The organism is Streptomyces sp. NPDC090022, assembly GCF_044748145.1.
In the GTDB taxonomy this organism is placed as follows: Bacteria; Actinomycetota; Actinomycetes; order Streptomycetales; family Streptomycetaceae; genus Streptomyces.
Genome location: NZ_JBIVFN010000001.1, coordinates 574651 through 588731, shown reverse-complemented (window position 1 = coordinate 588731; position 14081 = coordinate 574651). Strand labels below are relative to the sequence as shown.

The 14081-nt window shown below is 73.4% G+C and carries 14 protein-coding genes; 7 read left to right on the top strand and 7 right to left on the bottom strand.

What is annotated here, in order from left to right; all coding sequences use genetic code 11:
- The first annotated feature begins 29 nt into the window (after positions 1 to 29).
- Positions 30 to 1436, top strand: coding sequence for a cation:dicarboxylate symporter family transporter (locus ACIPXB_RS02630; protein ID WP_401443555.1), 1407 nt, complete (start codon positions 30 to 32; stop codon positions 1434 to 1436).
- Positions 1437 to 1953: 517 nt separating this feature from the next.
- Positions 1954 to 3714, top strand: coding sequence for a S8 family peptidase (locus ACIPXB_RS02625; protein ID WP_401443553.1), 1761 nt, complete (start codon positions 1954 to 1956; stop codon positions 3712 to 3714).
- A gap of 64 nt (positions 3715 to 3778) precedes the next feature.
- Here the strand turns inward: ACIPXB_RS02625 and ACIPXB_RS02620 are convergent, their stop codons facing one another.
- Together ACIPXB_RS02620 and ACIPXB_RS02615 are read right to left on the bottom strand one after the other, a co-directional pair.
- Positions 3779 to 4477 (bottom strand): (2Fe-2S)-binding protein, encoded by a 699-nt coding sequence (locus ACIPXB_RS02620; RefSeq protein WP_401443550.1) that lies wholly within the window; start codon positions 4475 to 4477, stop codon positions 3779 to 3781.
- Between the two features lies 1 nt (position 4478).
- Positions 4479 to 4619 (bottom strand): hypothetical protein, encoded by a 141-nt coding sequence (locus tag ACIPXB_RS02615; RefSeq protein ID WP_401443548.1) that lies wholly within the window; start codon positions 4617 to 4619, stop codon positions 4479 to 4481.
- A gap of 50 nt (positions 4620 to 4669) precedes the next feature.
- Between ACIPXB_RS02615 and ACIPXB_RS02610 the strand changes: the two genes are divergently transcribed.
- Positions 4670 to 5068 (top strand): hypothetical protein, encoded by a 399-nt coding sequence (locus ACIPXB_RS02610; RefSeq protein ID WP_401443546.1) that lies wholly within the window; start codon positions 4670 to 4672, stop codon positions 5066 to 5068.
- Between the two features lie 80 nt (positions 5069 to 5148).
- On the opposite strand, the gene ACIPXB_RS02605 is transcribed toward ACIPXB_RS02610, so the two are convergent.
- The gene (locus ACIPXB_RS02605; protein ID WP_401443544.1) at positions 5149 to 6399 is read right to left on the bottom strand and encodes an MFS transporter; all 1251 of its coding nucleotides are present in this window, start codon (positions 6397 to 6399) and stop codon (positions 5149 to 5151) included.
- Between the two features lie 661 nt (positions 6400 to 7060).
- On the opposite strand from ACIPXB_RS02605, the gene ACIPXB_RS02600 reads away from it, so the two are divergent.
- Positions 7061 to 7747 (top strand): GNAT family N-acetyltransferase, encoded by a 687-nt coding sequence (locus ACIPXB_RS02600; protein WP_401443542.1) that lies wholly within the window; start codon positions 7061 to 7063, stop codon positions 7745 to 7747.
- Positions 7748 to 7833: 86 nt separating this feature from the next.
- On the opposite strand, the gene ACIPXB_RS02595 is transcribed toward ACIPXB_RS02600, so the two are convergent.
- Entirely contained in the window at positions 7834 to 8871 is a 1038-nt protein-coding gene (locus tag ACIPXB_RS02595) for a TolB family protein (RefSeq protein WP_401443539.1), read from the bottom strand.
- 263 nt (positions 8872 to 9134) lie between these two features.
- Between ACIPXB_RS02595 and ACIPXB_RS02590 the strand changes: the two genes are divergently transcribed.
- Entirely contained in the window at positions 9135 to 10310 is a 1176-nt protein-coding gene (locus ACIPXB_RS02590; protein WP_401443537.1) for an alpha/beta hydrolase, read from the top strand.
- On the opposite strand, the gene ACIPXB_RS02585 is transcribed toward ACIPXB_RS02590, so the two are convergent.
- Positions 10285 to 11763 carry a carboxylesterase/lipase family protein gene (locus ACIPXB_RS02585; RefSeq protein WP_401443535.1) on the bottom strand — a complete coding sequence of 493 codons (1479 nt, stop codon included), beginning with the start codon at positions 11761 to 11763 and terminating at the stop codon, positions 10285 to 10287. The two genes, ACIPXB_RS02590 and ACIPXB_RS02585, sit on opposite strands and share 26 nt — an antisense overlap.
- 189 nt (positions 11764 to 11952) lie before the next feature.
- On the opposite strand from ACIPXB_RS02585, the gene ACIPXB_RS02580 reads away from it, so the two are divergent.
- Both ACIPXB_RS02580 and ACIPXB_RS02575 read left to right on the top strand, forming a co-directional pair.
- Entirely contained in the window at positions 11953 to 12273 is a 321-nt protein-coding gene (locus ACIPXB_RS02580) for a hypothetical protein (RefSeq protein ID WP_401443532.1), read from the top strand.
- 114 nt (positions 12274 to 12387) lie between these two features.
- Entirely contained in the window at positions 12388 to 12669 is a 282-nt protein-coding gene (locus ACIPXB_RS02575) for a chaplin (RefSeq protein ID WP_401443529.1), read from the top strand.
- A gap of 130 nt (positions 12670 to 12799) precedes the next feature.
- On the opposite strand, the gene ACIPXB_RS02570 is transcribed toward ACIPXB_RS02575, so the two are convergent.
- Together ACIPXB_RS02570 and ACIPXB_RS02565 are read right to left on the bottom strand one after the other, a co-directional pair.
- Positions 12800 to 13663: a tyrosinase family protein gene (locus ACIPXB_RS02570; RefSeq protein ID WP_401443527.1), complete on the bottom strand. Its 864-nt coding sequence runs from the start codon at positions 13661 to 13663 to the stop codon at positions 12800 to 12802.
- Positions 13664 to 13693: 30 nt separating this feature from the next.
- Positions 13694 to 14059, bottom strand: a complete 366-nt coding sequence (locus ACIPXB_RS02565) for a tyrosinase family oxidase copper chaperone (protein WP_401443524.1) — start codon at positions 14057 to 14059, stop codon at positions 13694 to 13696.
- Positions 14060 to 14081 lie beyond the last annotated feature (22 nt).

Genomic DNA, 14081 nt, shown 5'->3' with positions numbered 1-14081 from the left:
CGGAACGTCATCACCACCCAGGAGGCACCGTGGCTGCCAGGCGCGACACAACCCACTATCTGTACATCGCGGTGATCGCCGCGGTGCTGCTCGGCATCGCCATCGGCTTCGCGGCCCCGGAGTTCGCCGTCGAGCTGAAGCCTCTGGGGACCGGCTTCGTCAGCCTCATCAAGATGATGATCTCGCCGGTGATCTTCTGCACGATCGTGCTGGGCGTCGGCTCCGTCCGCAAGGCCGCCAAGGTCGGCGCGGTGGGCGGCCTGGCGCTCGGCTACTTCATGGTCATGTCGACGGTCGCGCTGGCGATCGGCCTGCTGGTCGGCAACCTGCTGGAGCCGGGCAGCGGGCTGCACCTGACGGAGGCGATGCGCAGCGCGGGCGAGGCGCAGGCCAAGACGGGCGGGGCGGAGACGACCACCGAGTTCCTGCTCGGGATCATCCCGACCACGCTGGTGTCGGCCTTCACCGGCGGTGAGGTGCTGCAGACGCTGCTGGTGGCGCTGCTGTGCGGGTTCGCGCTCCAGGCGATGGGGCGGGCCGGCGAGCCGGTGCTGCGGGGCATCGGGCACATGCAGAAGCTGGTCTTCCGGGTGCTCGCGATGATCATGTGGGCGGCGCCGGTGGGCGCGCTCGGGGCGATCGCGGCGGTGGTCGGGGCGACCGGCCTCGACGCGCTCAAGTCGCTCGCGGTCATCATGATCGGCTTCTACGTCACGTGCCTGCTGTTCGTCTTCGTGGTGCTGGGCCTGCTGCTGCGGGTGTGCACGGGGATCAACGTCCTCACGCTGCTGCGCTACCTCGGCCGGGAGTTCCTGCTGATCCTGTCGACCTCGTCGTCGGAGTCGGCGCTGCCGCGGCTGATCGCGAAGATGGAGCACCTGGGTGTCGCCAAGCCGGTGGTCGGCATCACGGTGCCGACCGGGTACTCCTTCAACCTGGACGGCACGGCGATCTACCTGACGATGTCGTCGCTGTTCATCGCGGAGGCGATGGGCAACCCGCTGTCGATCGGCGAGCAGGTCTCGCTGCTGCTCTTCATGATCGTGGCGTCGAAGGGCGCGGCGGGCGTGACGGGCGCCGGTCTGGCCACGCTGGCCGGCGGTCTGCAGTCGCACCGGCCCGAGCTGGTCGACGGGGTCGGCCTGATCGTGGGCATCGACCGGTTCATGAGCGAGGCCCGCGCGCTGACGAACTTCGCGGGCAACGCGGTCGCGACCGTGCTGGTGGGCACCTGGACGAAGGAGTTCGACCGGGACCGCGCCGCCGAGGTCCTGGCCGGGCGCCTGCCGTTCGACGAGACGACCCTGCTCGACGACGGCCACGGCGGCCACGCCGACGACTCCGGCGACGGGCACGGCCCCGCCGGGGCGGACGCCGACGCGCCGGGCGCGGTGCCGGTCCAGCCCGCGGACGGCAAGGACCCGGTCAAGGCCTGACCCCGCCGCTCCCCCGCGCGGCGGGCCGACCCGAACGGCCCGCGCGGGGGCCGGTGCACCATCCCCTTCCCCCTCGGTGCACCGCGAGCCGGCCGGGCAGGGCGCGCCCCCATGGTGCCCCGCCCGGCCGGCGTCGCCGTCCGGGCGCGCCCGTACGTCGTCGCCGCGCCCGGCCCGCCGGCCCATGGGGACGCCGGGACGCCGGGAGCCATGACGCCGGGACGCCGGGACACCGGGACACCGGGACACCGGGACACCGGGACACCGGGACACCCGGACCGGCTGATCGTCCGTCAGGCGCACCCTGCGTATCGAACCACCCGCCGGCAAGGGCGATTTTCAGCCACGCGGCCCGGAAATCAGGTGCGCGATAAGGTACTTCCCTCCCCGGGCCGCTGTCTGACATCTTGCGTCCACCACTTGTTTCGTACGACCCGGTAGGTGCCACCCGCACCTGGCGGGTCCATCGGAGGACGCATTGATACCCCACATATCCGGCCGACCCCGACGTGCCCTGGTGACGGCTGCCACCCTCGGTGCGGCACTCGCCCTCGCGGTTCCCGCCGCGTTCGCGAGCACCGGGCCCCTCTCTCCCGCCCCGTCCGCGATGACCGCCGCTCCGGCGGCCGCCGCCCCCGCTGCCCAGAGTGCGACCTGGGCCGCCGGCACCCGTTCCTACCTCGTGATCACCGCTCCCGGTGACACCTCGGCCGTGCGCTCGGCCGTCACCGCCAACGGCGGCTCGGTCTTCTCGTACTTCGACGCCATCGGCGTCGTCGTGGCCCACTCCACCTCCAGCACCTTCGCCACCACCATGCGCGGCGTCAGCGGCGTGCAGAAGGTCGGCGCCACCCGTACCTCGGATGTGCCGGCCGACGCCTACAACCCGGCGCTGCCGAGCAACCCGGCCCAGTCCGCGGCGCCGGCCACCGAGCCGGTGCGCTCCGACATGAGCCAGATCAAGGCCGACCAGGCCTGGGCCGTCACCACCGGTTCCGCCTCCGTCAAGGTCGGCATCCTGGACACCGGTGTGGACGACCAGCACCAGGACCTCGCGCCGAACTTCAACGCCGCCGACTCGGTCTCCTGCGCCTACGGCAAGCCGGACACCCGGGCCGGGGCCTGGCGCGACGTGGACCAGCACGGCACCCACGTGGCCGGCACGGTCGCGGCCGCGAAGAACGGCAAGGGCGCCATCGGCGTCGCGCCGGGCGTGAAGATCTCCTCGGTGCGCATCGCCGAGCCGGGCACCACGCTGTTCTTCCCGGAGAACACCGTCTGCGCCCTCGTGTGGGCCGGTGACCACGGCTTCAAGGTCACCAACAACAGCTACTACACCGACCCGTGGCAGTTCAACTGCCCCAGCGACCTCGACCAGGCCGCCATCCTCGAGGGTGTCGGCCGCGCCCAGAAGTACGCCGAGGGCAAGGGATCGCTCCAGGTCGCCGCGGCCGGCAACGCCAACTACGACCTGGCGAACAAGACCACCGACACCGCCTCGCCCAATGACTCCACCCCCGTGACGCGGAACATCACCAACGACTGCCTGGACATCCCGGCCGAGCTCCCGGGCGTGGTCACGGTCGCCGCCAACGGCACCAACGGCTCGTCCAAGGCCTCCTTCTCCAACTTCGGCCGGAACGTCATCGAGGTCTCCGCGCCCGGCGAGTCGGTCTACAGCACCGTCCCCGGCGGCAAGTACTCCTCGCTGAGCGGTACGTCGATGGCCGCCCCGCACGTCGCCGGTGTGGCCGCGCTCCTGGCGAGCGTCAACCCCTCGTACACCCCGGCGGACATCCGCGCCAAGCTCGGCGAGCAGGCCACCGACCTGGCCTGCCCCTCGGACGGCCGCTGCACCGGCACCAGCGCCAACAACAGCTTCTTCGGCGAGGGCCGGGTCGACGCCCTGAAGGCGGTCGGCGCCACCCCGCCGCCCGGCAAGTACTTCGAGAACACCACCGACGTCGCCATCAACGACAACGCCACCGTGGAGAGTTCCCTCTCCGTCACCGGCGTGAGCGGAAACGCCCCGGCGGCCCTCAAGGTCGGCGTGGACATCAAGCACACCTACATCGGTGACCTCAAGGTCGACCTCGTGGCCCCCGACGGCACCGTCTACACCGTGCACAACCGGACCGGCAGCGGCACCGACAACATCGTGCAGACCTTCACCGTGAACGCCTCCTCGGAGGTGGCGAACGGCACCTGGAAGCTGCGCGTGAACGACAACGCGAACGCCGACACCGGCAAGATCGACGCCTGGAACCTCACCTTCTGAGGCTGACCGGGTGACGGGCCACCGGGAAGCGGAACCCCCCGCTCCCCGGTGGCTCTTTCGTCTCCTACCGCCGGGCCCGCTGCGGCCGGGTCCGCAGGACGCAGTCGCCGCACAGGCCGCCGCCCGGGTCCACCCGGTAGTAGAGGCAGCAGCTGTGGCGCACGAAGGCCACGCCCAGCCCCTCCTCGTGCACGAACGTTCCGGTGCCGGCCAGCGCACCGCCGCCGCCCAGCAGTTCGGCGACCAGCGGCACCGGCGGGTACGGCGGTCGCGGCAGCCGGTCCAGCAGCACCCGCAGCGCCCCGACGAGGGCGGAGGCGGCGTTGCCCCGCAGGACCTGGGGCGAGAGCGCGAACCTGGCGCGGACCGCCTCGTCCAGCTGGTGCAGGTTGTCGTCGAGCACCGTCCGGGCCAGCGCCCCCGCCGGCAGGGCCCGCGGCCGGGGCAGCCACAGCTGGAGCGATCCGCCCTCCGGCAGCCGCCACCGCACCCGGTCCGGGGCCAGGTCGGGGACCCGCCCGGCGAGCGTCACGCTGCCGAGCGCCGGCGACCAGAGCCGCGAGGCCAGCCCGAGGTGCGCGGTCGAGGCGGCCACCCGGGCGTCGTCGGTGCCGAGCCGCCGGCCCACGTGCGCGACGTACGCGGCGAGCCCGTCGCCGTAGAGCTCGGTCAGCGGGCGGAATCCCGGGCCGGGCGGGTCGGGGGTGGCGGGGAGGTCGAAGAAAGCTCCGACGGCGGCCAGTCGGCGCAGGATCGTCTCCATGTCAGGCCCCGTCGCCGTCGTCCGGCAGGCCGCGGTCCGGTTCGCCCGGTACCGCCACCACGTCGTGCGGGCCCACCCCGGCGGGGAGGACCCCGAGCCGGCCGGTGGCCGCCGGCCGCGCCAGGTCCGTCAGGCAATCCATGAGCGGATGATGTCAGGCGCGCGGCGCGCGTCCGGGCTAGGGTCCGGATCATGACGGTAGAAGGGCCGGAAGACTGGGAGGCCCTGCTCGCCGGTGTACCGGCCGAGGTCGCCGAGGTGGCCCGGCAGGCACGGCGGGTGGTGCGGGCGGCGATCCCGGACGCCGCCGAGGAGGTCGACGCCTCCGCCCGGCTGCTCGGGTTCACGTTCGCCCCCGGCACGTACAAGGGGCTGGTCGCGGGTCTGGCGCTGCACGATCGGTACGTGAACCTGATGTTCAGCCAGGGTGCGGAGCTGGCCGACTCCCTCCACGCGGGGTCGCTGCTGGCCGGCACGGGCAAGAAGGCCCGGCACGTCAAGCTCCAGTCCCCGGCGGACCTCCTCGACCCGCGGCTCGCGGAACTCCTGGCCGCGGCCGCCCAGCGGGGGCGGGACCGGATGTCCGGCTGAACCGGCCGCCCCCCGGTCCCGCACGGTCCCCCGGTCCCGCACGGTCCTCCGGTCCCGCACGGGTCCCCCGGTCACGGCCCTCAGGACACCCGTACGGCCGTCCGCTCGCGGGCGTCGCGGCCGCCGGCCGCGCCCGCGCGGTCGGCCCACCGTACGGCCGGTCCCATCGCCCAGGAGGCGGCCAGCAGCACCCCTGCCAGCAGCAGCCAGCCCGGGATGCCCCACAGCAGGAGCAGCGAGGTCAGCAGCAGCGGGCCCAGGGTCCGGGCGATGGGCACGCCGGTGCCGAAGAACCCCTGGTACTGGCCGATCTTCTCGGCCGGGGCCAGCGAGAAACTGATCTGCCAGGACCCGGCGGACTGCCGCATCTCGGCGACGACCTGGAGCACCGCGCCGACCACCAGCGCAGCGGCCGCGAGCGGGGCGCTGCCCGGCAGCGCCGAGAGCGCGAAGACCACGCAGGAGGCGGCCATGACCAGCCCGGAGCGCCATACGGCCGTCCGGGCGGTGCCGAGGTCGTTCACGGGGCGGGCCATCCGCACCTGGAAGAGCATGACGGCGACGGTGTTCAGGACGAACAGCGCCGAGACCAGCCAGCCCGGGGCGTGCGTGCGCTCCACGATCCACAGCGGGATGGCCAGGCTCAGCAGCGGCATCCGCAGCAGCAGGACCGCGTTGAGCAGCGTGACCACCGCGTACGGCCGGTCCCGCAGGACCGCCAGCCGTGGCTCGCCGGCCCGCCGGACGGCCACCGGCGCCACCGCGGGCAGCCGCAGCAGCACGGCGGCGCACGCCAGGAAACTCACCGCGTCCATGACGAACACCGCGAGGTAGGCCCGCTCGGTGCCGGCGCTCAGCGCGAGCCCGCCGACGGCCGCGCCCAGGGCCAGTCCGGCGTTGAGCATCGACTGCAGGTGGGCCAGGACGCCCGTGCGCTGCCCGGGCGCGACCAGCCCCGCCAGCAGGGCCTGCCGGGCGGCCGCCAGACCGCACTGGGCGGTGGCGTAGAGGCAGGCGGCGAGCAGGAAGGGCCCGAAGGACCGGATGAACAGGAAGGAGGCCACGGAGGCGGCGGTGGCCAGCGCCAGCAGCACCGAGGTGCCCCGGGGGCCGCGCCGGTCGGCGAGGGCGCCCAGCGGGACGCCGGCGACCGAACCGACCGCCCAGGCGAGGGTCAGGCCCAGGCCGATCTGGGCGGGCGAGAGACCGACCACGCGGGTGAAGTAGAGGGCCGAACACACGTAGTAGGCCCCGTCACCGACGGAGTTGCTCAGCTGTGCGGCGGCCAGACGGCGCGGGGCTCCGGGCGGGGGCAGGATACGTAATGTCATCTGCCCATCACACCAAAGCGCTGGCCCGCCCGGCAGGTCCAATCAGCGCCCCGCCACCTGGGCCACTCGGCCCGGCCGACGGCCGCTCCGGGCCGTCTTCCGGGCCGCTGTCCAGGCCCGCGTCCGGGCCGCCTTCCAGGTCGCGCGGACGACGTCCGGGGCCCGGTCCCGGCGTGCCCGCGGGCCCGCCCGAAGACCCGCTCGAAGGCCCGCTCGAAAACGCGTCGAGAGCGCGGCGGCCGTACGGCGTACCCGCCCCGGACGGCGCAGCCGCGCGGGCCCCGTGGAGGGCCCGCCGCGGCCGTGGCCGGGCGCCCTCCGGGAAGATCCGTAGCTTCTCCGTGTTTCCGCAGGTCAGAGGGCAGTTACGGGCGCCGCGGCGGCCTCCGGGGCGGCCGTTTGGACCTCTCAGGGGGTGCGCTCGCAGGGGTGTCCGTGAACCATGGGAACGACCTGCCCGACCCGCGCGCCAAGGTCATCCAAAAACAGTGTCGCGCCGTTGCCCACAAGGGGGTTCATGAGAAGACCGTAAGGAGCTACATTGAGCCACTCGCGCGTTCACCTGACCGCCCGTTGCCTTTCACTCGCGTTTTGCGCGGGGGGTGACGTCAGGAGCGCACACTGTGCCACCACCCCACCATCCAGAAGGACCGAAGGCTCCGTGCCCGTACCCGTACTCCTCGCCGGCCGCTCCGTGCGGCTCGAGCCCCTCGCCCCCCACCACACCGAGGCTCTGGCCCTGGCCGGGGCCGAGGATCGTACGACTTACGCCTTCACCCCGGTACCCCACGGGGTGCAGGCGTCACACGAGTACATCGAACGTGCCCTCGCCGATCAGGCGGCGGGCCGGTCGCTTCCGTTCGCGGTCATCAGAGCCAAGGACGGGCGCGTGGTCGGTTCGACCAGGTTCCTGGAACTCGACTACTGGCAGGGTCCGCTGGTCTGGCCCGCCGTGCCCGGGGTGCCGTACGGGGATCCGCTGACGGCGGTCCCGGACGCGGCGGAGATCGGCAACACCTGGCTGTCCCCCGGCGCCCAGGGCACCGGGATCAACACCGAGGCGAAGCTGCTCATGCTCCGCCACGCCTTCGAGACCTGGGGCGTGCGCCGCATCTCACTGCGCGCGGATGCCCGCAACACCCGCTCCCGGGCCGCGATGGAGCGGCTGGGGTTCACCAGCGAAGGGGTCCGCAGGGCCCACTCGCGCGGGCTCGACGGCGCGGTGCGCAGTACGGCCTTCTACTCGATCCTGGACGAGGAGTGGCCGGCGGTGCGCTCGATCATCGAGCTGCGGCTGTCCGCCCGGGCCTCCTCGCGGCGCCGGCGCAAGACGCTGATCCCGGCGTAACGGTCCTGCTGGGCCGGGGCCGCACCCCGTCCCCGGTCCCGCTGCCCGTCCCGCCCTGCCCCGTCCCGCCCCGCCCCCGGTTCTGCTCAGCGCGTCGCGCCGAGGAGGGCGGGGGCCAGGGCGGAGGCCAGCAGCGGGGCCGGGGCGCCGGTGCCGTCCGCCGGTACGGCGTACAGGTCGGCGCCGAAGTCCCCCGGCAGCGCGTACGCGACCGTCGCGCCGTCGGTCCACACCACCTGGTCGTCCACGCTGCGCCGCTCGGCGAGCGGGGTCTCGGCTCCGGTGGCCAGGTCCAGGGCGTGCAGCCGCCAGGGGCTCTCGGCGGGCTGGTCGGGGACACGTTTCTTGAAGACGATCCGGGTGCCGTCGGGCGAGAGGGAAGGGCACTCCACGTTCTCGCGCAGGGTGGTCACGGTCCGGGCGGCGAGGTCGCCGCGGACGAGGTAGGTCTTGCCGCCGGTGCCGAGGGTGGCGTAGAAGCCGCGCTCGTCGGGGGTGAAGGTGACCCCCCAGAAGTTCACGTCGGCGGCCTTGTACTCCTGGCCGTCCCGGCGGATCGCGAAGTCCTCCAGCGAGGCCTCGAAGGTGCCCGTGCGCAGGTCCAGGACCGAGGTCCGGGTGGAGAAGTCCGTCCCGGCGTACGAGTCCCCGCCGACGAACACCGTCCAGGCCGCGAGGTGGCCGCCCGGCGAGACCCGGGCCCGGGTGGGGATGCCGGCCAGGTCCCGGGCGGAGACCTCCTTCAGGCCCGCGTCGAGCACCACGGCCCGGTAGGCGTCCTGCACGCCGCCCCCGCCCGCCTGGAGGCAGACCCCGGTGCCGGCCGCCGCGTGGAAGCGCAGGCAGCTCACCCCGGAGGCGGTGCGCGGCCCGTCGGGCCGGTCGGCGGGCACGGTGGCGAGCTCGTCGCGGTGCGGGCCCCAGGCCATGTTGCGGAACACGATGCGCCGCCCGCCGTCGCCGGGGGTCAGGCTCACCCGGCCGCGTTCGACCACGGGACCGCCCGCCCGCGCCTGGTCCTTCTCCGCCGCGCGGGAGGAGGCACGGACGACGGCGGCCACGCCCACCCCGGCGAGCAGGACGACGGCGGTGACCAGGATCAGGAGGCGGCGCTGGAAGGTCATGGGTACCTGGGTACCTTTCTCCGCCTGGGATCACCCGCGGTAAGTGGGTGGGGCTGCGGCGTGCGGCACCCTACCGACGGCCCCGCGAGAGGGCCAGACCCCGGCACGGAAACAGCTGCGCGGACGGCCGCCCCTCCCGGTTGTCCCAAGGCCGTGCCAAGAGAAGGAAAAGTGGGGAACTGCGGCGAGCTCCCGTTCATCCTTCGAACGGAAAAGCGTTCATCCGCCCCGACCGGGGCAGCACCAGCCGGAGACCACCGCACATGTCGTACTCACCTGACGGGCAGCGCCCGACCGCGTACCAGCAGGGCTACCAGGAGGGGTACCAGCAGGGCTACCGCGAGGGTCTCCAGCAGCGTGAGCACGAGGCGGGCGCGCCGCGCCGCCCCGCCCGGGCCCGCCGCTGGATCATCGCGGGCGTGAGCGTGCTGGCGCTGGGCGGCATAGCCGCCGGCGTGATGACGTACTTCGAGATACCGCCGTTCACCGACAAGGGGTCCTCGGTCTCCTTCGGCAAGGGGAACGGGGGCGCCGGCCAGGCCGGCGGGAACCAGCAGGCGTCCCATTCCAAGATCTTGATGCCCACCGGGCCGGCCGCGGACTTCAAGAACTCGATGACGCTGCCCGACGGCACCCATGTCGCCGTCACCACGGTGACCGGCAAGAAGTCCGGCTTCACGGGCAAGGTGTGGGTCTGGGCGCCCAAGGAGTACGAGGACCCGAAGTACGCGAAGAGCGGCTTCCCCGTGTTGATCGCCCTGCCGGGCGGCGCCGGCTACCCGAACAACTACTGGATGGGCACCGACCTCGGCCTCCAGACGAGCATCAGCAAGTGGTACCACGAGGGCAAGAGCAAGCCGTTCATCCTGGTCATGCCGGTGCTCAACCCCCAGCCCGACGACAAGGGAATCTACTGGGACGGCTCCGACATCCCCGGACAGCCCAAGATGGGCACGTGGCTGACCGAAGACGTGCCGGACTTCACCAAGGCCAATTTCCGCACGATCAAGTCGCGTGACGGCTGGGCCTTCATGGGCTCCTCCACCGGCGGGTTCGCGGGCCTGAAGGCCGTCCTGCAGCACCCCGACCAGTTCAAGGCCGTCATCGCCTCGGGCCCGGACATCGTCCCGGACTCCCCGCTGTGGAAGGGGCACGACAAGGAGAAGGCCGAGAACAACCCCGAGGTGCTGGCCAAGCAGCTCATCGACAAGAAGGGGCCGGACGTCTACCTGGCCTTCCAGGTCGGCACGAACGAGAGCAACAAGAAGACCCTCCCGGACGTGCAGAAGTTCATCGCGACCTACGGCAAGGGCCCCGTCCACACCAGCCTGCGGGTGATCGAGGGCGGCCAGCACAACGCGAAGACCTACGTGCCGAACATGGGCGAGGGCCCGATCCAGTTCATCAGCAAGGTCATGGAAGGACCCGTGTCGGACTAGTCCGTCCCGCCCCGCCGGGTTCCTCCCTGCCCGGCTCCGCCGGCGCCGGCCCGCCGAACCGTCTCGGCGCCCCCGCGCCGTCGTAGGGGTCCCAGCCCGGGCTGCCGGTGGCCGCGAAGGCCACCCAGGCCGCGTGCATCTCGTCGGCCAGGGCCTGCGGGGCGCCGTCCCCGGCCAGCCAGGCGGACTCCGGGACGGCCAGGGTGTCGAAGACGAAGCCGAGCTCCAGGGCGTGGCAGGCGCCGAGCCCGGGGACCCCGGAGGGCCAGCCGAACTCGTAGAGGTAGGCGGGCGCGGGGCGGCGGGCCGCGGCCAGCCGGTGCAGCGGGTCGCGCAGCAGCGCGTCGGTGAGCAGGTGGCCGGCGAGGTCCCCGGGCCCGGCGGCCGGCCGGTCGGCGCGCAGGGCCCGTACGGCGGCCCGGTCCTTGCCGGCGCGCAGCCGGGCCAGGGTCCCCGCCAGCGGGCCGAGCCGGTCCAGCCACGTCAGGGCTCCCGTGGGGGCGAGCCAGAGCCGGTACTCCTCGGTGGTCCAGCCCAGCAGCAGGGGCACCCCGGCCGACACCCTGCCCCCGACGAGGGCGTCGAGCGGATCGGCGGGAACCGTGTCCGGATCGGCGACCAGGCCGAAGGCCGCCCCGCCGAGCAGCGCCCCGGAGCGCCGCAGCACCGCGCCCTGGGCGGCGAGCAGCGTGGCCGGATCGACGGCGGCGAAGGCGCGGGCGGTCGCCTCGACCTTCAGCAGGGACGCCATCCGGCGGACCATGGCCCGTACCCGGTCGCGGGCCAGCAGCTCGGGGGCGCCGCTCTGCAGGACGGCCCGCGCGAAGAGCCCCGCGGCCCGCGGGGCGGCGAGCAGCGACCCGATGCTGATCGCTCCGGCGGACTCGCCGAAGACGGTGACGCGGGCCGGGTCGCCGCCGAAGGCGGTGATGTTGTCGCGCACCCACTCCAGGGCGGCGATCTGGTCCAGGAGGCCCCGGTTGGCGGGGGCGTCGGGGAAGAGCCCGTAGCCGAGGACGCCGAGCCGGTAGTTGACCGAGACCAGGACCACGCCGTCGCGGGCGAAGGCCGCTCCGTCGTAGACGGGGCAGGCGGAGGAGCCCCGGGTCAGGGCGCCGCCGTGGATCCACACCATCACCGGCAGCCCGGCCCCGGGCGCCGGTCGCGGGGTCCAGACGTTCAGGTTCAGGCAGCCGTCACCGGGCACGTCGGGGTCGGGCAGCAGCCCGGCGAAGGGCTCGGGGTAGGGGTTCTTGGGCGCGGTGGGCCCGAAGTCGCCCGCGTCCCGTACGCCGTCCCAGGCCTCGGGGGGCGCGGGCGCGGCGAACCGGAGGGCGCCGACGGGCGGGGCGGCGTACGGGATGCCGCGGAAGACCGCGATGCCGTCCTCGGTCCGGCCCTCGACCACACCGTGCCCGGTGCTCACCCGGGGACGGCCGTCCGCTGCACCCATCGTGTTCTCCTGTCTGCCGCGCGTCTGCCACTCCATCTATACGGGGCTGCGCGCACGGTCGCACAGCCACCCACGGGTGACAAGGCGTGACCTGGGCGGGGGCGGATGCGGTTGTACTCCGGACAGCCGCACCCTCCTGCACGCATACACCCCTGTCACCCCTGCACCCCTACACCGCGCGAGGCATCCATGCGTATCCCCCGTCCCCTGCTCGCCGCCGTCGCTCCCGCCCTGCTCCTGACCGCGGTCGCGGGCACAGCCCGGGCCGCCGGGGCGGATTTCCAGTACATGGGCCAGGACGACCGGGTCCACGCGATCCCGGAGCGGCCGGGCTGCGCGAACACGGTGGAGATGGGTGGCGGGGGGTCGCGGGCGGTGGTCAACCACACCCGGAAGGCGGTACGGCTGTACCGCGACCGGGGGTGCGCGGGCTCGCCGGTGGCGGAGGTGGCGCCGGGCGCCAGCGCGCCGGTGGCACAGCTGTTCCGTTCCGTCGAGTTCCCGGCGTGATGGTTCTCATCACCGAGTGGGCGCAACGCCCGTGACCCCTGGGCCGCCGCCGCGTTGTACGCCATGTCAAACGCCGCAGCCAGTGCGGCGCCCCCTTCACACGAGGAGATCTTGATGTCGCGTATCGCGAAGGCCGTCGCCGTCACCGCAGCCGCCGGCAGTGTCCTGGCCGCCGGTGCCGGGATGGCCGCCGCCGACGCCGGAGCGCACGGTGCGGCGGTCGGCTCCCCCGGTGTCGCCTCGGGCAACCTCATCCAGGTCCCCGTCCACATCCCGGTGAACCTCTGCGGCAACACCGTCAACGTGATCGCCGCGCTGAACCCGGCGTTCGGCAACGCCTGCGTGAACGCGTCGGGTGACAACGACCACCACACCCAGGGCGGCTACGGCCACTGAGTGCCGCACCGCTGATCGTCTGAGATCGGCCGAGGGCCCCCGCCGGACGGCGGGGGCCCTTCGCTGTCCGTGCCGCCGCCCGCCCCGCCCGCACGCCACCGTACGGGGTGTGGGTGGCGCCGGGCGGCGGTCAGGGTTCGTATCGGTAGACGCCCTGGTGGCCGAGGAGTTCGCGGGGGGTCACGTTCCACGGCGGCATCGGCTCGTCCAGGGCCAGCACCCGGCCGCGCTGGAGGTCACCGAGGGGCAGCGGGCGCACGGGCAGGTAGCCGGCCCCGGGGTGCTTGGCCTGCCAGCGGTCCCAGAGCAGGTCCACGAAGGCGTGGTGCAGCCAGAACGCCGGGTCGTTGGGGGCCGTACCGCCGGTCATGTGCCCGCCGATCCACTGGTGGACCTTGTTGTGGTTGCGCCAGCGCTCGGTGCGCGGCGCGGCCCAGCCCTCCAGCCGGTTGCGGAAGCCGTCGGGGGCGGTGGAGTCCCAGGGATCGGCGTCGTAGACCGTGGCGTCGAGGGCCCACTGGAGCTCGGCCGCGGTCGGCAGCTTGATCGGGTTGTTCGGGCGGCCGAGGTTGCGGGTGAGGTACGGCGCCTCGGAAACCCCCACGCGTACAGTCCAGTTGCCGGTGTCGTGGGCGAACGGGCCGGTCATCACCTTGCGGTCGGTCGCGCGGCCGGTGCCGCCGAGGAAGTCCTCGGCCCACAGGGACGAGACGGGGCTGGAGTCGGTGGTCCAGTCCCAGTAGGGGATGGAGACGCCGGGATCCAGGGCCCGCAGCTTGTTCTCGAACTCCATGAGGTAGCGCCGGTGCCAGGGGAAGAAGGACGGCGACATGTGACCGACGCGCAGCTTGCTGTCGCGGTCGGGCACGAACCAGCGGTCGTGGGTGCGCACGAACGTGTCGTAGGTGCCGTCGCGCTTGAGCTCCAGGACGGCCGCCACGAACCGCTTCTTCTGGGCGGAGGTCAGGTTCTTCTGGTTCTGCCGGGTGTACACGCGGGGATCTCCTTGCTGCCTCGGACCGCCTCAGCCGCGGTGGGACGCGGCCGCGTGCGCGGCGAGTTGGGCGGTTCCGAGTTCGTCGACGGCGGCGCGGGCCAGCTCCAGCGGCGTGGCGAAGGACTCGAAGTGGTTGATGCCGCTGAGGTAGCTGCCGTCGGCGCGGCGCATGACGTGCAGGACCCGCCCGTCGATCCGCACGTCGTCGCGGCCGACGAGGATGTGGCGTCCGCGGTACGTCTCCTCGGCCAGCGGGGCGGGGGCGGTGACCGGACGGGGGCGGCGGGCGCGGAGCACGGGGGCGAGGACGGCGGCCGTACCGGCGAGGACGGCCGCCGTGAAGGCCGTGCGCAGCACCGTGCGGCGGGTGGGCGGTGCGATGCCTGCGTACATGCGGACTCCCTCGCTCGGTGGG

Excerpts from the sequence above, each read along its gene's own strand:
- ACIPXB_RS02575 (WP_401443529.1), top strand. The coding sequence starts at position 12,388 with ATGTCGCGTATCGCGAAGGCCGTCGCCGTCACCGCAGCCGCCGGCAGT.
- ACIPXB_RS02580 (WP_401443532.1), top strand. The coding sequence starts at position 11,953 with ATGCGTATCCCCCGTCCCCTGCTCGCCGCCGTCGCTCCCGCCCTGCTC.
- ACIPXB_RS02610 (WP_401443546.1), top strand. The coding sequence starts at position 4,670 with ATGACGGTAGAAGGGCCGGAAGACTGGGAGGCCCTGCTCGCCGGTGTA.
- ACIPXB_RS02585 (WP_401443535.1), bottom strand. The coding sequence starts at position 11,763 with ATGGGTGCAGCGGACGGCCGTCCCCGGGTGAGCACCGGGCACGGTGTG.
- ACIPXB_RS02565 (WP_401443524.1), bottom strand. The coding sequence starts at position 14,059 with ATGTACGCAGGCATCGCACCGCCCACCCGCCGCACGGTGCTGCGCACG.
- ACIPXB_RS02615 (WP_401443548.1), bottom strand. The coding sequence starts at position 4,619 with ATGGATTGCCTGACGGACCTGGCGCGGCCGGCGGCCACCGGCCGGCTC.
- ACIPXB_RS02620 (WP_401443550.1), bottom strand. The coding sequence starts at position 4,477 with ATGGAGACGATCCTGCGCCGACTGGCCGCCGTCGGAGCTTTCTTCGAC.
- ACIPXB_RS02590 (WP_401443537.1), top strand. The coding sequence starts at position 9,135 with ATGTCGTACTCACCTGACGGGCAGCGCCCGACCGCGTACCAGCAGGGC.
- ACIPXB_RS02595 (WP_401443539.1), bottom strand. The coding sequence starts at position 8,871 with ATGACCTTCCAGCGCCGCCTCCTGATCCTGGTCACCGCCGTCGTCCTG.
- ACIPXB_RS02605 (WP_401443544.1), bottom strand. The coding sequence starts at position 6,399 with ATGACATTACGTATCCTGCCCCCGCCCGGAGCCCCGCGCCGTCTGGCC.